Origin of the sequence: Pseudovibrio sp. Tun.PSC04-5.I4 (assembly GCF_900104145.1) — a bacterium.
Classification (GTDB): Bacteria; Pseudomonadota; Alphaproteobacteria; order Rhizobiales; family Stappiaceae; genus Pseudovibrio.
In genome coordinates this window covers 1-19,453 of sequence record NZ_FNLB01000004.1, presented here as the reverse complement: position 1 = coordinate 19,453, position 19,453 = coordinate 1, and the positions used below count along the sequence as shown (strand labels likewise).

Here is a 19,453-nt window from a genome sequence, read left to right as displayed (position 1 = left end):
GAAATGCCAATCGAGAAATCACGTGCACATACTCTCTCACTCCAAGCGGAAGTGGAATTTGGAGCCAGTGCCCCTCCTTCCAGTTCAATACTTGAAAGCCTGAGATATTACGCTGCACATTTTCCAGATCTGGACGCAGTTCGCGACCATGGACGCACTCTGAGCTATAGAAATCTTCAGAACCTATCTGATCGGATGGCCGTTGCTTTGTTGGGCGCAGGTGTTCAGCCAGGCGATACTGTGGCTGTCTGCCTACCGCGATCACAAGATTTGATTGTACTGATGCTGGCTATCCTCAAAGCGGGCTGCACAGTGGTGCCGCTGGATGCGGCCAGCCCGGAAAGCCGGCAACAGTCTATTTTGGAGGACAGCAACGCTTCCGCCCTTGTGGCAATAAATGGAAAGGCTTCAAACCTTCAACAATTTCTTGCGCTGGAGGATTTGTTGGCCGTCTGCGACACCTTCGATGCACCCGCTTTGGAACAGATCCCTTACCCTCCATCCAGCACGGCTTTCGTGTTTTACACCTCTGGCACCAGCGGAAAGCCCAAGGGGGTTGAGGTTCCGCTGAGCGCGATTGAGCGGCTTGCACATGAGCCTCGTTTCATTCCCATGCGAATTGGAGACAGGTATGCCCATATCTCCAATCCCGCGTTCGATGCCATCAGTTTCGATGTCTGGGTACCACTGCTGACAGGGGGCTGTGTAGTTGTGTTTTCAAGTGAAGACGTGACTGACTTCGACGGCTTTGCAACTGTTTTGGAACAAGAGAACATCACCACGATGTTCATGACAGCCTCCCTGTTCAACCTGATGGTGGACCATGGGACCAACTGTTTTGGGGATCTGGAGCACCTTCTCGTAGGTGGGGAGCAACTCAATCCTAAAACAATTGCAACGTGGTATGCGGCGAACCCGCAAAGCCCCTGCCAGATCTATAATGTTTACGGCCCGACCGAATGTGCCACATTTGCATTGTGCTTTCCAATTCCCCGCAGTTTTAAAGGTGATGTTGTTCCGATCGGTGAAGCAATTGCGAGCACTGTCTCCCTCTTGAGTTCGGACAACGGAGTAGTCACCAACGCAAGCGAGGTAGCGGAGCTTTATCTTGGCGGTCAAGGCGTTGCTGTTGGGTATCTCAATCGTCCAGAGGACACGCAACGCAGTTTTGTTGATCTGCCAAACAAAGGCAGATGGTACCGCACTGGCGATCGGGTAAGGCGGAATCGGTACGGGCAAATCGAATATGTTGGACGGATAGACAGACAGATAAAAATTCGGGGGTTCCGGGTAGAGCCGGAAGAAATCGAACAGCAAATCCAGCAACACCAAAAAATCCGGCAGGCTTGTATCGTAACGCAACAAGATCCCGACAAGCCACTGGAACTACACGCCTACATAGCGGTTGACGACACATTTGGATTTGAGGACTTTGAGGCACACCTGTCAAACCGGTTGCCTGATTATATGCGTCCGCACAAAACCTTTTGTGTCCAAACATTCCCGCTGAATGCCAATGGAAAGATTGACAGTGCGGCTCTTACACGTATGGAGCTAAAGCCTTGGCGACGGACGCAGGAAACGTCGGCTCCGCAGAACGCCTTTCTTAAGAACGTAATCTCCGCTGCTGAAATTATCCTGAAGACATCCGGTTTGGTTGGCAATGACACTTTTCTGGCGGTGGGTGGAGACTCCCTCAAAGCAATCAGTCTATCCAACCGACTTCATACGGACTTCGGTGTGCGCCCCTCACCTGTTGAAATTTTATCACTCAGCTTCGTAGAGCTGGCACAGAAGGCAGACGCGCAGCGCAAACATGGAAGTCTGTTACCTGCAGCGCCAACCTGCTCGCGCAAATTACATGGTCCAGCTACCTCCGAGCAACTCAGATTGTGGCTTCACCAACAAAAGGACCTTGCAGCAACATCTTACAACACGCCCTTTATTTTCCGCGTGGCCCAGCCCTTAAACCCTGAAGCGCTTGATAAAGCTGTTCGTAGGTTAGTGGAATGTCATCCGGCGCTTAGAACAAGCTTTCACCTGACTGCCGAAGGCGTGGAACAAAGGGTTGCTGCATACACCTCAGAGAACTTTCATTTTCATGGTATCCTCGATGAGGAGGATTTTGCAGTCCTCCAGAACAACGTCTTCATCCAACCTTTTGATCTTGAGCGCCCCTGTCTGTTTCAGGTTCATCTAGCTCATGACACCTGCGGCTCAAGCGTGCTTTTGTTGAACGCGCATCATATTGTTGTCGATGGATGGTCGTTCAATCTGATATTTGAGGATTTATCGCGCAACTATCAGCAGGCTGCAACCAATCAGCCATTCGAGATAGAAGAGGACCACCTCACACCACTTGATTTCGCAGATTGGCAAGCACAATTCTGGAAAACACAGTCCTACAAAGACCAGAGGAAAGATAGTCTCTCACTCTACAAATCTCCTGAATTTGCTGATTGTTGGCAACCAGTGGTGACCACGGAAACGGCTGACACATCTGCACAGAGAGCCAAAGTACGGTGTTCAGCTCCCAATCCAACGCTTCATTCCAAAGTCCTTACGCTCGCAGAACAATGCAGGGCGACACCAAATCAGGTGTTCCTCTCGTTATTCGCGCATGCGCTCAACGCTGAGTATGGCAGATCAGCGTTCAAAATCGCCAGCCCGGTTGCAAACCGGCCTATTGCCGAATTCGAGCCAACGGTGGGAATGTTCGCGAACACTGTGTTGATCCCAATTGTGATTGATGCCGCCGCATCTGCTAAACAGAACACGCACACCATCGCTCATGTGTTTCAACGTGTCTTAGCCAATCAAGATGTTGCATTCGAACACGTCGTGGAGAGCCTACAGGAACTAGACCTCATCGCGGGCGCCCCCTTTGAATTCATGTTCGCATTGGAAAACACCCGTTACGACACGCTAGAACTGCAAGGACAAAAGCCCGAGCTTTCCTATCCGCTGCACGTTGAACCCAAGTGTCCGCTGTTTCTTTCGGTAATAGATGACCCAGAGGGCTTCCAACTCTATTGGGAGTACGACCTTGCTCATTTTGATGACACAAACATTGAGCGGCTGGAACGGGCAATGTTTGCCACATTGGACCAAATGGAGACCACAGAACCTGTCGGAAAATTCCTAAATGAATACAGGCTAACCCGCCCATCTCACGCAATTGGCACCAGTCTGCCACTACCACATACTAGTATTATCAACTGGTTCCGGCAGCAGGTTGCATTGTCACCAGCAGCTCCAGCACTTGCATGGCAACAAGGACGGATTTCGTACGCTGAACTCGACCGGCTCTCTGACCAGTTAACGGGCAAAATACACGCCTCCCTTCAAGGCGTTCCCAGTTCCTGCGAAGCAGTCCGCCTGGCCCTTTGCATGGATGCCTCACCGGAATACATCGTTTCGCTTCTGGCTCTGGCAAAACTGGGTATCACCGCTGTTCCTCTGGATTTGAGTTACCCGGAAAAACTGCTGCAGGATATTTTGGAACAGGCAGAACCAATCGGCCTGCTGTACAAGGCTAATACCTCCGTTGAACAGGATCTCATGTTGTCAGGCGGAATGCCGATCGCTGTTAATCTGGAGGGGTTACACGGTGAGAGTAGCCCTCTCCCATCCCCGCTAGCCCAATCAGTTGAAAATCCGTTGTACACGCTGTTTACGTCCGGCTCTACTGGCCGACCAAAGGGAGTGGACGTTTACAATAGTACTCTGTGCAACCTATTGAACTGGCAGCTGAAAGAAGGCGACTTACCAGCCGGAGAAAGCACTATGCAATTCTCCAAACTGGCATTTGATGTGTCGTTTCAGGAGATTTTTGGAACATTGTGTTCTGGCGGGTGTTTTCATGTAATTGACCCCTTGTGGCGCCAAGATCTCCAAGAACTTCTGGCTTATAGTCGCGACAACCAGATAGAGCGTATTTTTATGCCGTTTGTTGCGTTGGAATTGGTTGCAGAGGCAGCCCTCACCTACGAGACGTTTCCGTATTCCCTTAAGAACATCGTCACAGCGGGAGAGCAGCTTTATTGCACCGAGACCATACGAAGCTTTTTCGCACACCTGCCGCACGCAACATTACATAACCACTACGGCCCTACAGAAACACACGTTGTGTGCACCCACCGTTTGCGCGGCGAGCCATCAAACTGGCCTATCCGCCCGCCCATCGGTAAGCCAGTGACCAATGCGACCCTCCTCGTGGTCGGTAGGGATGATAAACCGTCTCCCAAAGGTGAGCATGGTCAGATCCTCATTGGTGGTCCGATGGTCCACCAATGCTATTTACAGAATTCGGAACTCAACGATAAACGTTTCACTCTTCTTTCTTTCCCATCAGGAGAAGAGGAAAGGCTCTTCTACAGAACCGGCGACATTGGATTCTTTGATAGTCACGGAGATCTGCACTATGGCGGACGGGAGGATCAACAAGTCAAAATTTCGGGGCACAGAATTGAACTAGGGCAAGTGGAAGCTGCTTTAACAAACCATCCGGCGATCGAACAAGCCTTCGTTGTATTTGAACAAGCCAGCAAGCAACTCTTAGCCTATGTGAAGCTTCGAGGTGAAAACATAACCTCAGATGAAATCTCCAGATATCTATTAACCCAACTGCCTGCTTACATACGGGTGGATGCATATCGGCGGATCGAAGACTGGCCGCGTTCTCCGAGCGGTAAGGTTGATGTGAAAGCGCTTGCCACATGTGACTGGTCCCCGATCAAGCAGATGCAAGCCAGCGATGCAAAGAGCAATCCTGCCAACCGCGTCACTGACTTATGTGCCGCCTTTGAGAAAGTGGTGGGGGTTACCATCGCAGCGCATCAAACCTATTTTGATGCTGGTTGCACATCTATGCAGCTGATGCGGTTCCAGATGCACCTCAAAAAAGAATATGGGATTGAAGTTAGCATCGCCGATCTTTTCCGCCATGTTACTCCTGAGGATCTGGCAGAGCACCTTGCTTCTAAAGGGAGACAATCCCCGGAGGCCTCCCAAAAAACAGAGGCCAAGGCAGATGAAAAAATCGCGATTGTGGGCATGGCCCTGCGCGTTCCCGGCGCTGAAGACCTAGCCCAATTCTGGTCGATGGTTAAAGCGGGTGAGAGCGGTATTGTTCATTTTGATCATCCCGAAGACGGATTTGTTGGCGCACGTAGCCAGATGAGCGAGATGATGTCGTTCGATCCGGCCTATTTCGGCATCAGCCCGCGCGACGCCGCCCTGATGGACCCCCAACAACGCCATTTCCTCATGACCTGTGTTCACGCACTTGAAAATGCTGGCATTGCACCTCGGACAAATACTCACTCTATTGGGCTGGTTGCAAGTTGCGGAGAACCGACTTATTTCCACTCGGTTCTTCGGTCTCTCCCCTCATCAGCTCTTCCTGCCAAATTTCAAATGGCGCTGCACCATGAGAAAGATTTCCTTGCAACAAAGGTCGCTTTCCAGCTGGATCTGAAAGGGCCGGTTATGACATTGCAAGCGGCCTGCGGGAGTTCCCTTATTGGAGTGCACACAGCGGCAGGTATGCTTCGCAACGGCGAATGCGATGTGATGCTCGCCGGTGGTGTGCTCATTGATCCTGAGATGACGCAGGGCTACAAATACCAGCCGCAGCACATTTTCTCCAAAGACGGAAACTGCGCACCGTTCAGCAACCATGCAAGTGGCACAATTGGCGCAAGCGGTGTTGGCGCGATGGTCTTAAAAAGGCTGGGGCAAGCTCGTGCTGATGGCGACCGAATTTACGCAATCATCGAAGGATCTGCCATCAACAATGATGGCCGCGCAAAGATGAATTACACCTCACCCTCCGTCGCAGGGCAGGAAAATGTAATTCGGCAAGCCCTCCATAAGGCAGGCTTAACCGGCGGACAAATAGGATATGTGGAAGCGCACGGTACAGGAACTCAGCTGGGAGATCCGATTGAAGTTCAGGCGCTGTCAAACGCATTTGGAGAACACCCCGAGACTGCTTGCGCCCTTTCATCCGTCAAAAGCCAGATCGGGCATATGGGCGCTGGAGCGGGTGCTCTCGGACTTATCAGAGCTGCCCTTGGTGTGTACCACGGATATATTCCGCCCAACCTTGGTTTTGAACGAGCAAACCATGAACTGAACCTTGAGGAAAAGGGGTTTTATGTTCCATCAAAATGCTGTGCCTGGGAGAAGAATACACCAAGGCGAGCAGGCGTCAGCAGCTTTGGGATTGGCGGAACCAACGCACACATGATCATTGGCGAGGCGCAAACTGCGCTGACTTCCCGCCCACCAGTAACCTCCTGCCTTGTGTTATCTGCACACAGCGAAAGTGCCTTGCGAGCACTTGCCGGAAAAATTCGGAACTACTTGATAAACAAGCCCCAGAACTTCCAGAAAGTGCTGCAACACTTACAGTCAGGCAGACGCTCGCACCCTTGGCGCTTTGCAGCAGTTTGTGCCAGTATTGAAGAAGCCACCAGCTCCCTCAGCAAGCCAGTGAGCACCCACGTTTTAGTTGCTGGTCAACCATTCAATGTTCTGGACGCAAAGGCAGATGACGTTTGTCAGGCCTGGCTTGCAGGACGGAACCTTGTTGGCGGTTCGGAACATGTGGCACCGCCATGGGACCTGCCCGGATATTGTTTTGATCTGAAGGAATTCAACCTACTGAACAAGCCGGAAAAAAGGACTGAGTACATCAGTGATGTTCCCGAGCGAGTGCCTGAGGACAAATGGCTTAACCAGATCCTCTGGCAACCGATGAGCCGCATACCCGTCTCGCTGCACTTAACAAAGCGAAAAGCGGCTGTTGTGCTGTTTGATCCAGCCCATACCACAGAGGACCTTTCCAGATTGGAAAGCGGCTATGACAAGGTCATTCCGGTTAATTGTGGCAAAGATTATGCGGGAGTTACTAGAGATGGCCTTTCGGTTGATCCTTACTGCAAAACATCACTCGAGAACCTTCTAAGGCAGCTTTCCTACCTGAATTTGGATGAGATGGACTGGGTTCATGCGTTGCCTTTGAGCTTCGAACGAAGCGGGACCGAACTTGAACCATTGAAGCAATCCAGAAAAATGTGTTTGGATAGTCTTTCTCTCATTTTGCAGGTTAACCAAAGCATCGGCCTGAAGATTTCGCGCATATGTCTGCTCTCCAGCAACGCATTGCCGGTAAATGGCAAAGTATCCAATCCTGAACTCGGGCTGCTTGCGGGCCCATTGGTGGTTATCCCGCAAGAGTTTGGAATTGAAACAACCTGGCTTGATCTAGAAGGCTTGGTCCATCCTTTGAATTGGTCGGACATTGCCTATGCACTCACGCTTGAAAGCAGCAGTAGCCAACGTATTGCAATGCGCAATGGGTACATTTGGGGCAGCACTATTCAACAGCTTCCGCAGGCCAGCCAACAGACTGTATCGCCGGTTTCAAACCGTCCTGCGCTCTATGTAGTTGCTGGTGGGAATGGTGGAATTGGTACGCAAGTTTGCAAAAACCTGTTGGCCTATCCAAACGTGCAAATCGCCATTCTCTCACGCAACCCACATGTGCCAGAGGAACTTATTGAACATCATGACCGACTACATCTGATCAAGTCAGACATTGGTGATCCGTCTATGTGGGATACCACGATCAGAGATCTAGCAAAAATCGGCCTGCCGCTTGAGGGCGTTGTCCATGCTTCTGGTGTTGGAAAAGGCAAACTCATCGCCATACGTAATTCCGCTGAGATCTACAGCGAGATGGTGGCGAAATACGAGGGGAGTATTTTCATTGAACGTCTTATCGAAGTATTCCGCCCTAACCGCGTTATCTATTGCTCTTCCATGTCGGCATTGCTTGGTGGAGCAGGACAACTCGACTATGCCGCCTCGAACGCGTTGTTAGACAGTTTCGCGCATTACGACAACCTCGTAGCGCCGGGAACCGTGAGAACCTCCATAAACTGGGATATATGGCGGGAGTCTGGGATGGCTGTTTCAGCAGCTATCAACGACCCTGTGCATCAAAAACATCTTTCCATCGGACTTTCAAATTCTGAAGGCGCACGCGTCTTTTCACAAGTCCTCCACACAGCCTTGCCGCAAGTTCTGGTCAGCACCTGCGATATTGACGCCTCCCGTGTATTCTACCGTAGTTTGCTGGCACGGCAGGACGTAAGCACTCCGGCAGAAGCTGCAAATTTCTCAATCAACCTGATACAGTCGCAGCTGGAGACGCTTCTGCTAGACAAGCTTGGGTTGAATGATATTGATCCAGATGATTGTCTATATGACTTGGGTATGGATTCACTCACCCTTCTGGATGTAGTGAGCCTGCTGGAAACAAACCACGGGATCTCATTGCTCCTCTCTCAGATCCCGCAGGATGCCTCGCTGGAGCAAATCTTGAAGATTGTAGATGACGTCGCAATCAAGACAACGAGAAGTCATACTGCAGACTGGGCAGCAAACATCCAGATCAACCAATGGAGGCAACCAAGCAATGGAGAGATTGTATGCCTTGTTCACCCCGTTGGCGGTGACGTGGAAGCTTACCGTGAGTTGACACGAAAACTCCCAAAAACAGTGGGTGTGTTTGTCATTGCCGACCCGTACCTCAGCGATCCGGATTTGCCTCCAATCACAATAGAAGACAGAGCAAATCTTTATGTGGATGCTCTTATTGAGCAACTCGGAGGTCGGAGATGTCATTTGGTCGGGTGGTCATTCGGCGCTTGGGTTGCGCAGGAGATGGCGGCCCAGTTGTCTCGGGCCCACGAAATTAGCGGACAGCTCACACTCATTGATCCCCCTGCTCCTCGTTCAGGCGATCAGTGGAAACAGATGAGTGAGCAGGAAGTTGAGCAAATTTTCTTAAATGAAGTGTCCGCAAAATGGGCAGGTGCACCAACATCCAGCGAAAGAATGACAGAAGCGGGTCTCAAAGAACGTGAGGTTTATCTTCAGGCTTTAACCCGTTGTACCAAGGCCAACATGACGGTTATGGCAGAACATGTGATGCAACCGGCCGCGAGGTGGCGTGGTAACGTCTTCATAGCCTCTCAGGTAGCATCAGGCATGAGCGCAACTCAAAACATCAATTCCAACTCCCGAAAGCATTGGCTTGAATTCCTTCCTGATTTGCAAAACTGGGAGATTGTGGAGGGAGATCATTATTCAATCCTGAAAGGGGTCCATCTGGACCACATCCTCTTAACTGCAGGTCTGCAACGGGATATAGAACTGGCGTGATCCATCGGGAGAGATAACTTCTAAGCCGGAAAGATTGGGAGGGACAGCAACACTACAGCTATAGCCCTCCCACCCTACATTTACATCGATAAGACGTACCTGATCACCCATATTAATGATCGGGCTCGTTTCAGCTAGACGAACATCGATGGAGGATAGGTCATCCCGGAGGCCCTCACCCGTTGCTTTCAAAAGTGCTTCCTTGCGCGTCCAGCATCGGTAAAAACTCCTCACACGTTCTTTTGAGGTAATGCCGGCTATAAATTGGCGCTCCTGAGAGTGACAGACAACGGACACCAGGTCGTCCACGTCGCTGTCATGCCGCATATGCTCGATATCGACACCCAATGGCCCGGGTGGTGCAAAGGCAACTGCAACCAGCCCGCCAGAATGGCTGATATTAAACGGATAGAAACCGGGCAAAAATGGTTTACCCTTGGCATGCCGCGAGAAAGCCAAGGCCGGTTGATCGGCCCCTAAAACCTTTCGCGTGACATGACGGGCAAGAGCAAATGCGAGCTTATCTCTTTGAAACCGATAGCGGGTCATTCTCTCCCGCTCCTCAGTAAGCAGTTCAGCTTGCACAGGGGCCGGGTATTCAAGCGGTACCACCACCAGCAGCGCTCGATGGGCCGCACAACACTCCAGCCAATGCAGGCGCAGCGCACTAAACCAATCCTGTGCAGTTGCATTGGAAATTGAAAGTGGCATAACTTATTTACTGTGCTCCGCGCCAACCAGCCCATCCGTCAGGTCCAGAACCGCTTTGGCATGTTCTTTGATCTTTGCAAGAACTTCGGAAGGTGCCTGCTCGATGAAAAAGTGACCTCCGTCAACCTCGTCAATAGAGACGAACTGGGAGCTGAGTTTCTCCCAAGCATCGACTTTGTATCGTTTAACTATTTTGTCTTGTGTGCCAGCGAAGGCAAAAATGGGAACAGGCACTTGCCAAGGCACTCGAGGATGATAGTTTTGGCAGAGTCTGAAATCGCCGATAATTGCCGGCAGCAGCATGTCGACCAGCTCATCATGCTCCGCGATCAAAGCAAAATCTGGATTGAACCCGATCAACTCCTCTATCATCTCTTCTCGCGAACCACCCTCCAGAAACGGCAATGAACGCGGGGAAAAAGGGGACGCTGATGCCAGTACAAATAAGGCAGTAGGCTGGGGTCTGTTCTGTTTGTTCAGATGCATGGCCAGCTCATAAGCAACCCATCCACCCATGCTAGAGCCGAGCAAAGCGAACGAAACAGTTTCAAACTTCTCAAGCTGCGTGGCCAATTCGCTCACAATAACTTCCATAGTGTTGTGAGGTTTCTCTGCCAATCGGGCACCCCTACCGGGAAACCGGGCGGGCATTACATGAACCAGATCTCCCAGCCCCACCTTCCAGCGGTTATACAAACTCGTGTCACCACCGGCTTGAGGGAAACAGATCAAATTAAGCTTATGCTCACTGGGTTCGCTGTCAAACCAAAGGGAGGAGGTGTTTGAGTCCATGCCTATCTTAACGCTGAGTTGAAATTACCAAAAATGCAGGAAGCACAAATAATGTATGTGCTCATTATTGCAAAATTTGAACATTTAACAATCTTTACTATCAATAAAATAACGTAGCTCCTTAAGCCAATGAGAAATTGTTGGTTTTCTCACAGTGAGTTCAAATATTAGGCATTGTTACAAACTTAATGTCGGGGGTTAACGGAGTGGTGCGTCTTGTTGAATGAGCTTTTGATCTGGGTAACTAAAGAGGGGTTTGTCAGGTTATTCCGATCTAGTGTAGTAGAGCGCAAAAAGGGTCTTCATGCACACAACTCTGTCGAGTAGTCGGTCCACAAGCAGCACGCATCAGCGCGGGCATAGCGATATGAGGTGGCAGAAAAGCGGTGGTGTTTAGGGCGGAAGAGAGTAGTGACTTAGTCGAGAACGGATAAAAATCTTTTCGCCTTCTTCTGGAGCAGACCCCCTATTGGGGCGTTGGTGCAATATTCCCCTGATGAAGTTTATCTTCTCTGAGACCTCCTTTATGCCGTTTAAACACAATGCTAACCGTCGTCACAAGTTCTAGAAAACCGAATATAAGGTGACGAACTGGTCGGAGTATAATGAAAGCCTGCGTCGGCGTCGAGACATCACAGTCTGGGTTGAAGACAGCGTTGCCGGTGCCTGACTCGCACCAACGAGCAACCGCAGCGGGAGACCCGCCAAGTATTTAGATCTTGCCATTAAAACCTGTTTGAGTGTCAAATCCGTGTTTGGTTTAGCTTTGCGGCAGACACAAGGATTTGTTCGTTCTGTGTTTGCTCTAACGGATCTGAACTTACCTTTTCCTGACTATAGCACCCTGTCGCGCCGAGCTGGTGGGGTGAACCTTTCCAAAGTCAAATCTGAAAAGAGTCCTGGCTCGACAACGCTTGTGATCGACAGCACAGGCGTGAAGATGTTCAGAGCTGGTGAGTAGCAGGAGACCAAACACGGAACCAAGAAAAAGCGCAGAAAATGGCGCAAACTTCACCTTGGTCAGGACCTGGAAAGCGGGATAATCGTTTGTTCTGAACTGACGGAAGATATCGTTGGCGATCCAACTGTTGTGCCGGATATACTGGATCAGGTTGAGGGTCCGGTTGGCACGTTTCTTGGCGATGGAGCTTATGATGGCACTCCCACACACCACGAAATAGCTGACCGTTTTGACGGCGTTGAGGTCATCATACCGCCGCCCAAAACAGCAGCCCACAGGCTGCGATCGCTCCTACGGCCCGTGACCGGGATATTCTTCTCATTGAGAAACATGGCAGAGCAGGGTGGCAGAAGCAGACCCGATACGGGCGGCGTTCAAGAGGCGAGACCTTGATGGGGCGCTATAAACAAGTCATCGGGACAAGTTTGAAGTCTCGTAAGTTTGCAAACCAGAAGACCGAGGCTAAAATCAATGTCTCCGTCCTCAATCGGATGACTGACCTTGGACGACCGACGTTCGAGCGCCTCATTGCGAGCTGAGTTAAGCGGGTAAGGGCGAGTTGTAAGCTTAATTTTCTTTCTGCAACAAGGCCCTGCAAAGGTTTGTGGCTGTCTTCTCCTGCCTACGCAATCTCTTCGTTGGACCTCGCGATAAACGTTCTTCATCGAATTAACGCATTTGCTCAATGGAAAATGGCTGCCAGGATGGACGCATGAAGTTCGCTCAGTTTGGGTTTTGCGACCAAATCCAACTTAACGTGACAACACTCCAAAACCACTCTCTTATCAAATACGACTAATTGTACCCATAGGCGCCAGCGAAAGGCACTGCGTAGAAAGGTCGATAAGCCTTTGTCTCATTCTGTCCAAAACTACTAGACACTTCAGTGTCCATGCACAAAACTAAGATTAACAAAAGGTAAAATTGTTATCCTATTGATTTATATAGGTTTTTAACTCAAAGGTGCACGCGTACACCCTCCTCCTTGCAAAATTGCACGCGTTCAACGGGCTTGGGCCAATCCGAACAACGATTTGTGCAGCGCCAATTCACCATCAACGGCCCGATCAACACACGCCCGGAAATAACCGCCAGGACTGGAAATCAGAAGCGGATCACGCAGTGCCTTTTCAGCTGTGGTGGCTAGAACCGCGGCTGCAACATAGCGCCCAACTTTGCCTTGAGCATGCTCAAAGCCGGACTGAGACAGGCCAATCAGCAACGCGATATCCCCGCTCACCTTCAGCAAATCGCCCCAGCAACTGAATTCGAACCCAAGACTGTCCTGCAAGTTAGACAAAGCTGATTTGAGCAGCCCGATAGAGATATTCTCCAGTGCACCCTCTTGATGCTGAGGATTAGAGCTGGCAGAGAAATTGCGATCTTGCTTCCTCTCTAAAGCGGGTTTTATCCCAACTTGTTTGGGATCGGATGAATTTGAGGGATCAGCGTTAGCTGATCTCCGCGTTCTATTACTTCTTTTGAGAGACTGAGGGTTTGTATTATTATAAGGGATGCCATTAATGTCACCCGCGCATGCCATTTCTCCAAGAACAGGAACATCTATTTGCTGCGTTTCCTCCTCAGTAGGTGCAAACGCAGCAACCGCCATTTCATAAAGATTCTGCAATACTTCCGCCCGAGTGACTATATCCATAGCCCTCTCATTCAGAGCTGAGACAGCTTCCTGCACATCAGAAAAGCCAATGCCCTCCCTCGCCGCGAGTGAGGCCATATCCTCAATGGCACGCAGCAATCGGTTAACACTTCGGCGCGCATCCTTCTGTGCTTTGAGACGAGCCGCAAATTGGGCGCCGATCGCTTTAAGTTCATGCACGCGCTGCCGGGCAGGGGAAAAATCAAACCCATAGCCACGCTCAATCTCGCCGAGCCGGCCTTGCCGAAACTCACCGCGGTGAATATAGCGCCGTCCTGTTGGGCTATCGCGATAGGCAATAATGCCCGCTTCCACCAGACGTTTCAAACACCGAATAACGGTGCGTTTTGAGCGGCATACGTATTCTGCAAGCTTCTCGTTGGAAATTGCAACGAGAGGGCGATGGTTCGTTTGCCAATCATCAGCAGCTGTCAGGCCGATCAGAATATCCAAAATATGATAGGTGGTGCCGTCAACGCCTAGGGCAGGGGCAGCCTTTTTCAAAGCCATAGCCACTTCTGATTTCGTCGTCTCCACAATATCATTTGCCATAGCCAACCGCTGGCTAACCATCATCTCAGGTGTGAGTTTTCTAAAAGAGGCGACCGAGCCTGAATTTTGCATAGCAAAACCTCTCGCCCAACAGATGGAAGGGCGTTTAAAACACACGTTGTGCAACGTGTTCCAACAATATCAGGCAAATCAGAGGGTAGGGCGCACAAAATCGTACCGCCCCAAGACAAAGGCGATTGATTTTAACAGCTGCACGAAGTACGGTGATTCTGTTGATACGGTACTTCTAGAGCTTAGCTCTGAATGCCAGTGAATTCCGGTCTTGCGGATTGCCGTCTGCAAGACCGTTTTCTTTTCCGTTTAGGTCATTCGCTTGCTCCCATTAGCTCGGTGACCTTTTGTTCCTGCTGCTCAAAATCCTTCAGCAACTGATTAATCTTACTGGTCAGATATTCGGAGAAGGCCGCAGCTCGCGCCTCATCTGCCAGTACAATCTTGAAATTCCGTGTGCCGCGCGCTTCAATGGCCGGCTTGCCTTCGCTGTCTTTAATCAAAAGCGTGCTTCGTGCCGCCGCTTTTCGGGACTCTACCCTCTCCAGGGCAGAGGGGGATAAGTTGCCATCCACCACCTCAGAAGAGATCGTCAGATCATGTAGCCAGGCGAACCGATCAGGACTGGTCAGGCCTTGCCATTTGCCGGAGGTCTTGAGGTTGGCAATGCTTTTGCGCAGGCGAGAAACAGTGCCCTCGCTCTCACACGCTTTTGCCACAGTTTCCCACTTCACCCGGCCAATACCGCGAGCAGAGCCAATGCTTTCAATAAGATCTTCAGGCACGCGGCGAATAATAGAGGTAAGTTTAGAGACCCGGGTCTTATCGCCAGCGCCAACGGCAGCGGCCACAACCTCACGGGTAAAGGTCTTGCTCAGTTCCGCAGCAAAATAGCATTGCTGAATATAAGTAAGGTTTTTGCGCTCTTCGTTTTCCTTACCCTGCGCGATAACAAGTTCTTCATCGCTCAGATTCTCAACAACAGCACGAACCGCAATGTCCAACCTCTGACAAGCTTTAACGCGGCGATGCCCATAAGCAATCTGGTAATGATCTGGTTTGCCGGGATGAGGGCGCACCAAAACCGGAACTTGCTGTCCATTTTGAGAAATACTCTCAACCAGACTATCCAGCTCCTCATCATCGCCTTCAAATGCACGGTCCAGCGCCAGTGAAGGCAGCAGCAACTTAGCGTCGAGGTTTTGGATGATTAGGCTCGGGTCAACGGTTTCACTGCGTTGTTCCGTTAAAGAGTGCAGGGCCGCTCCAAGCCGCCCAACCGCACTTTTCTCGCGCGGTACTGGCAGTTCTTCAGCAGCAGGCGTACTTGCTGCACGCTCTAGACCCGCATTGTTGCCGGTCATGATCGCACTGAGTTTGCTCTTGTTTCTCTTACGCTTATCGTTCATGAGCGACCCCAATAGGATTTCAAAAGCTCTTCGAGTTCACTGTTAACCCGGTTCACAGAATCCAGCGCGCGATCATAAGTCTTGCCGTTGAAGTTGGAACGTTCAGCTTCATAAAGCGTTTGCTGAACATTGCCTGCTTCAGCAATAGCGGAGCTGCGCAGCATCGTGCTGGTTAGGACATTTTGCAGCTGAGTACGCAGCATGGTCACCACGTCTGTTTCCGGACGGCTGGTGTTGTCATGACGGGTGATCAGATATTGTAACGTCTTAGGTACCAGATATTCGGGACCAAGTTGTTTGGCCACTGTGCTTTCGAAGAACTCGTTGTGGGCAATGGAGGTCGCCAGATACTGCGCCATGGATTCACAATCGATCCATTGCGGGTGAATGGTCACCAACAGGTGATCAGCTGCAAAGGACGCGGCATTGGATAAATAACCCAGGCTCGGCGGCGTGTCGCAGATGATAATATCATAGGCATCTTCAACATCCTCAAACGCAAGCTGAAGACGGGTAAAGTAGAGCTTGCGTTGCAGACAGTCCGAAAGCTTTGCATGGTTGCGGGCCAGCTCTTCTTCCAACTCACGCAGCCGCTTATTACTGATACCCTTTTGCTTTTTCTCATCTTCAATATCTGCAATACGATTACGCAGGCCCGGTTCTTCCTGCCCCGCAAGCGTTGCATAGTGCGGCGCAAAGAATTCCCATTCGGTCAGGAACGGGCTGCCGATCGCCAGATCAAGATTGTCGAAATAGGTCTTTTGAACCACTTCGCTCATAGGCCTGGGATCGTCGTACCTTATTGATGCAAAAAGAGAATCATCTTCTGACACCATTTCCGGAACAAACCGAGCATACTGGATGCCGACCCTTGCGGATCCAAATCAACTAGCAAAATCCTGTAGCCCTGCAATGCCATATATTGCGCCAAATGAACCGATGTACAGGTCTTGGCTGAGCCACCTTTAAAGTTGGAGCAGGCAATGATCTGAATGTCTTCATCTGCTTTGCGGCGCGGATCATAATTCAGCGCCTTGGCGGTATCATCACCCGCTTTTTCAGCTAGATATACCCTGATCTGATTCATTTGTTCAAGAGAGTAGTAACGACGCTCGCCGCGGCCGACCTTCTCGACTTCAAGCCCCATTTCATCAGCGGTCAAGGCGAGATAGCGAGGGGTGATGCCCAAATAAATTGCCGCCTCTGACGCTGCAAATTTGCGCAGGTTCTTTTCCGCTTTTGGAGGGAACTGAGACTGTGCCAGCGCCGCAAGCGTGCTGGATAAAGCCTTATGGTCTGCCTTCATCTGCGAAAGCATAATACCATGCTCTAGTGTCTCAGTGTCCATTTCCTAAATCACCCGGATTTTTTGTTTAAACAGGAATTAAAGGAATAATTGGCACATCCGAATTCAAAGTCAACGAGGACTTGGTTAACGGTTTCTTACTGGTTGGTTCAGATCACAACGATTTCTGCATAAAAACCAATAAAACTATTCGTAACATGTTGAAAATATTAAAGTATTGTGTTTTCGCATATATTAATATGCGCGATTGGTTTGTTTCAAAATAACCGATGAAAACGTTTCTCGTGAAGTGATTCCAGCTGGAAATCTGGCTTACTTCGCCAGATTAGTATAACGTTTGAGACTCAGTCGCGGCGTTGACACGCTAACTCTCACACCATGTCGACAATGTAGTCGCTCTGAATGACCACAGCCCATCTCAGTTATGTGCGCCACCGGTTTCCGCCCCAAGCCTATTTCAAAACTATCGGCTCACCATGCGGAGTTGCAGATGCTGCTGTGTGCCACGCAGTTTTTGTTGCTTCAAGATCCGCTCTGGTCGTTAATGACTTGTCGGATACCAATTTTTCGAGAGCCGACAGCCAGTGTTGATAATAGCTGCGCTCTACTCCTGAATGGATTTCAAACGACAAGGCACTTGCCCATTCATCCCATCCGAATGCTCCGTTTTGATGAAGGTTCACAGCCATTGCAAAAGCTTGGGCTTCCCAAGGTTCGTTAAACACGGGCTTATCATCTTGGAGAATGATGGCAGGCAAAACACTTAAGTTTGGACTGTTCATAAGTTTGCTCTCAGATACGGTTCCCACAAGTCAAGTGACATTGTGTCGACATCATTTCCTTGATCACCCCAGAGATCGCGAGATTTAAAGGTAACTTGGTAAAGCCAATTAGGGTCCTCACCTTGACCTTGTGAATTGCTATCAGGAAATACATGAAAGCCATGGATTTTGGTAATTTGGCCATTTTTATCGCGAGCATATCGCGGTAACCGCGTATGGGTTTTGGGATGATTATTGGTTGTTTTGATCTGATCTCCCACACTCCAAGTTGGGCTGCCTTGCGGGTCTCTATTGGCCGGCCCACCAGCAAACAGCACGGCATTTACATCCTGCGCTTCCAATTTTCCTTTTACTGGTATAGGCGCATCAATCATGGTCGCAGCGGCGATTTCCGCTTCAGAAATCATCGAGCGCTCTTTCATCAATCGGACAGCAGATTCCATCCAAATTTTATAGTAGGGGTTTGCATATATTCAGCGGGTTGCATGCTCTCTCTGGCGAACCTGGACATATCAAGATTCCATTGACAGCAAGCACCCAGGGCAATCGTCATTCCTAACGCCCGTCCTTCCCACACTGCATGAAAGAGTGGCTCATTTTGCTCTTCGTTCACTGGACCGAACCCCATCATTCCGCCGAGATCAGCGCCGCCGTTCATACTTGATCTTCCGGTTTATTGGCCATAGCCGTACCGATCATAGAGTTACGGGTAACTAACTTGGCCAATTGTTCTTCAGACCAATCATCCGTTCCTGCCGGTCTTTGTGGGATAACGAGATATCGGATCTCAGAGGTCGAATCGTGAACTTCCACTTTTGTTGTCTCGGGAAGGGATAAACCAAAATCTTCCAAAACCCCGCGTGGATCAATGACAACGCGAGATCGGTAGGGGGGAGATTTATACCAAGTTGGAGGAAGGCCGAGCACTGACCAAGGGTAGCATGAGCAAAGTGTGCAGACGGTCAGATGATGAACGTCATCGGTATTAAAAACAGCGTCTATGTGTTCGCCCTGTCGCGAGGTGTAACCAAGTGAATGAATGGCTGCTGTTGAATCCGTTTCCAGCCATTCTTTAAACTTGGCATCGCTCCAACATTTGGCAACGACATGAGCACCATTTTGTGGCCCAATCTTCGTTTCATATGTCTGTACGATCTCATCGACTGCCGCGCTGTCTATGTAGCCCTTCTCAGTCAAGACACTTTCAAGCGCTCTCACACGCGCTTCAGTTTCCGTCAAATGCGAGTGATCGTGATGATGATTATGGGTGTGCTGATCTGAACTCATATGGCCACCATAGTTGTTTAGAGTGAATGCTGGCGAAAAATGAACGAAATTACTAAATTCACTATATCAAATTATATTTTTACCATATGAGGGTTGGTTTTGGAAGTTCTTGTCAACGCAGTGTCGGCGCGCAGAACGGCGTATGACGTTGCCACATTGCTAATGAAAACCTGAATAACGAACAAAGCAGGGAGGGTTCTGTCGCAAATTTTAGTCGGTTTGCAGCTTTCGCTTTTTTAGTTTAAAAAAGTTCGTTCAAAATTTGCGATTTAAAGTTTAACGCTTTGACCAACTTTAAAGGCACCCATTATCCTAAAGACGTGATTTTGTATGCGGTGTTCTTCTACGTTCGCTATTCGGTTTTCTCGAACTTGTGACGAAGGTCGGCATTGTGTTTAAACGGCATAAAGGAAGTCTTCAAAAAAGGGATTTTCAGAGAAGATACACTTCATCAGGGGAATATTGCAACAAAGCCCATCTGGATGAATTCCTTCAGAAACGGCGCAATACCAAGGTTGCCAGGCGTTTACTAACCCGCTTTTTGAAAAAACAAGGTGGAGCTCCAAAGCGGATGATTACCGATAAGTTCCGGTTCTATGGTGCCGCAAAACGCGGGGTCATGCCTGACGTTGAGCACCGCTCTCACAAAGGCATGAACAACCTCACAGAGAACTCACATTTACCCTTGCGAAAACGAGAGCGAGCCATGCAGAGATTCAAATCACCGGGACAGCTGCAAAGGTTTGT

At 50.0% G+C, this 19,453-nt stretch carries 14 protein-coding genes and 1 pseudogene; 5 read left to right on the top strand and 10 right to left on the bottom strand.

The window, feature by feature from the left end:
• Positions 1-3 precede the first annotated feature (3 nt).
• Positions 4-9,237, top strand: coding sequence for a non-ribosomal peptide synthetase (locus tag BLS62_RS03830; protein ID WP_093177265.1), 9,234 nt, complete (start codon positions 4-6; stop codon positions 9,235-9,237).
• On the opposite strand, the gene BLS62_RS03825 is transcribed toward BLS62_RS03830, so the two are convergent.
• Positions 9,199-9,948 carry a 4'-phosphopantetheinyl transferase family protein gene (locus tag BLS62_RS03825; protein ID WP_093177262.1) on the bottom strand — a complete coding sequence of 250 codons (750 nt, stop codon included), beginning with the start codon at positions 9,946-9,948 and terminating at the stop codon, positions 9,199-9,201. The two genes, BLS62_RS03830 and BLS62_RS03825, sit on opposite strands and share 39 nt — an antisense overlap.
• A gap of 3 nt (positions 9,949-9,951) precedes the next feature.
• A complete protein-coding gene (locus BLS62_RS03820) occupies positions 9,952-10,740 on the bottom strand; it encodes a thioesterase II family protein (protein ID WP_093177259.1) in 789 nt (262 codons plus the stop codon).
• A 736-nt stretch (positions 10,741-11,476) separates the two neighbouring features.
• Between BLS62_RS03820 and BLS62_RS32055 the strand changes: the two genes are divergently transcribed.
• The 3 genes from BLS62_RS32055 to BLS62_RS32045 all read left to right on the top strand — a co-directional run bounded on the left by BLS62_RS32055 (position 11,477) and on the right by BLS62_RS32045 (position 12,240).
• On the top strand, positions 11,477-11,701 hold the full coding sequence (locus BLS62_RS32055; RefSeq protein ID WP_244283502.1) for a transposase: 225 nt from the start codon (positions 11,477-11,479) through the stop codon (positions 11,699-11,701).
• A gap of 66 nt (positions 11,702-11,767) precedes the next feature.
• Positions 11,768-12,094 carry a hypothetical protein gene (locus BLS62_RS32050; protein WP_244283505.1) on the top strand — a complete coding sequence of 109 codons (327 nt, stop codon included), beginning with the start codon at positions 11,768-11,770 and terminating at the stop codon, positions 12,092-12,094.
• Positions 12,094-12,240, top strand: a complete 147-nt coding sequence (locus BLS62_RS32045; RefSeq protein WP_244283499.1) for a hypothetical protein — start codon at positions 12,094-12,096, stop codon at positions 12,238-12,240. Before BLS62_RS32050 ends, BLS62_RS32045 begins: the two co-directional genes overlap by 1 nt.
• Before the next feature lie 464 nt (positions 12,241-12,704).
• On the opposite strand, the gene repC is transcribed toward BLS62_RS32045, so the two are convergent.
• From repC to nthA, 8 genes are all read right to left on the bottom strand, one after another.
• Positions 12,705-13,982, bottom strand: coding sequence for a plasmid replication protein RepC (gene repC / locus BLS62_RS03810; RefSeq protein ID WP_093177256.1), 1,278 nt, complete (start codon positions 13,980-13,982; stop codon positions 12,705-12,707).
• 254 nt (positions 13,983-14,236) lie between these two features.
• Positions 14,237-15,331, bottom strand: a complete 1,095-nt coding sequence (gene repB / locus BLS62_RS03805) for a plasmid partitioning protein RepB (RefSeq protein WP_093177253.1) — start codon at positions 15,329-15,331, stop codon at positions 14,237-14,239.
• Entirely contained in the window at positions 15,328-16,110 is a 783-nt protein-coding gene (locus BLS62_RS03800; RefSeq protein WP_159436484.1) for an AAA family ATPase, read from the bottom strand. The genes repB and BLS62_RS03800 overlap by 4 nt, the downstream gene beginning before the upstream one ends.
• 20 nt (positions 16,111-16,130) lie before the next feature.
• Positions 16,131-16,679 carry an AAA family ATPase gene (locus BLS62_RS03795; RefSeq protein WP_093177247.1) on the bottom strand — a complete coding sequence of 183 codons (549 nt, stop codon included), beginning with the start codon at positions 16,677-16,679 and terminating at the stop codon, positions 16,131-16,133.
• 410 nt (positions 16,680-17,089) lie between these two features.
• Positions 17,090-17,419 (bottom strand): nitrile hydratase accessory protein, encoded by a 330-nt coding sequence (locus tag BLS62_RS03790; protein ID WP_093177244.1) that lies wholly within the window; start codon positions 17,417-17,419, stop codon positions 17,090-17,092.
• Positions 17,416-17,826 carry an SH3-like domain-containing protein gene (locus tag BLS62_RS31605; RefSeq protein WP_348271859.1) on the bottom strand — a complete coding sequence of 137 codons (411 nt, stop codon included), beginning with the start codon at positions 17,824-17,826 and terminating at the stop codon, positions 17,416-17,418. Before BLS62_RS31605 ends, BLS62_RS03790 begins: the two co-directional genes overlap by 4 nt.
• Before the next feature lie 14 nt (positions 17,827-17,840).
• Positions 17,841-18,077, bottom strand: coding sequence for an SH3-like domain-containing protein (locus BLS62_RS32760; protein WP_208990676.1), 237 nt, complete (start codon positions 18,075-18,077; stop codon positions 17,841-17,843).
• The gene (nthA, locus tag BLS62_RS03780) at positions 18,074-18,706 is read right to left on the bottom strand and encodes a nitrile hydratase subunit alpha (protein ID WP_093177241.1); all 633 of its coding nucleotides are present in this window, start codon (positions 18,704-18,706) and stop codon (positions 18,074-18,076) included. Before nthA ends, BLS62_RS32760 begins: the two co-directional genes overlap by 4 nt.
• Positions 18,707-19,184: 478 nt before the next feature.
• Here nthA and BLS62_RS03775 point away from each other — a divergent pair.
• Positions 19,185-19,453 (top strand): annotated as a pseudogene (locus tag BLS62_RS03775) (DDE-type integrase/transposase/recombinase); the annotation flags it as partial.

Excerpts from the sequence above, each read along its gene's own strand:
- nthA (WP_093177241.1), bottom strand. The coding sequence starts at position 18,706 with ATGAGTTCAGATCAGCACACCCATAATCATCATCACGATCACTCGCAT.
- BLS62_RS03800 (WP_159436484.1), bottom strand. The coding sequence starts at position 16,110 with ATGAGCGAAGTGGTTCAAAAGACCTATTTCGACAATCTTGATCTGGCG.
- BLS62_RS32760 (WP_208990676.1), bottom strand. The coding sequence starts at position 18,077 with ATGAACGGCGGCGCTGATCTCGGCGGAATGATGGGGTTCGGTCCAGTG.
- BLS62_RS03820 (WP_093177259.1), bottom strand. The coding sequence starts at position 10,740 with ATGGACTCAAACACCTCCTCCCTTTGGTTTGACAGCGAACCCAGTGAG.
- BLS62_RS03790 (WP_093177244.1), bottom strand. The coding sequence starts at position 17,419 with ATGAACAGTCCAAACTTAAGTGTTTTGCCTGCCATCATTCTCCAAGAT.
- BLS62_RS31605 (WP_348271859.1), bottom strand. The coding sequence starts at position 17,826 with ATGATTTCTGAAGCGGAAATCGCCGCTGCGACCATGATTGATGCGCCT.
- BLS62_RS03795 (WP_093177247.1), bottom strand. The coding sequence starts at position 16,679 with ATGGACACTGAGACACTAGAGCATGGTATTATGCTTTCGCAGATGAAG.
- repC (WP_093177256.1), bottom strand. The coding sequence starts at position 13,982 with ATGCAAAATTCAGGCTCGGTCGCCTCTTTTAGAAAACTCACACCTGAG.
- repB (WP_093177253.1), bottom strand. The coding sequence starts at position 15,331 with ATGAACGATAAGCGTAAGAGAAACAAGAGCAAACTCAGTGCGATCATG.
- BLS62_RS03825 (WP_093177262.1), bottom strand. The coding sequence starts at position 9,948 with ATGCCACTTTCAATTTCCAATGCAACTGCACAGGATTGGTTTAGTGCG.
- BLS62_RS03830 (WP_093177265.1), top strand. The coding sequence starts at position 4 with ATGCCAATCGAGAAATCACGTGCACATACTCTCTCACTCCAAGCGGAA.
- BLS62_RS32045 (WP_244283499.1), top strand. The coding sequence starts at position 12,094 with ATGGGGCGCTATAAACAAGTCATCGGGACAAGTTTGAAGTCTCGTAAG.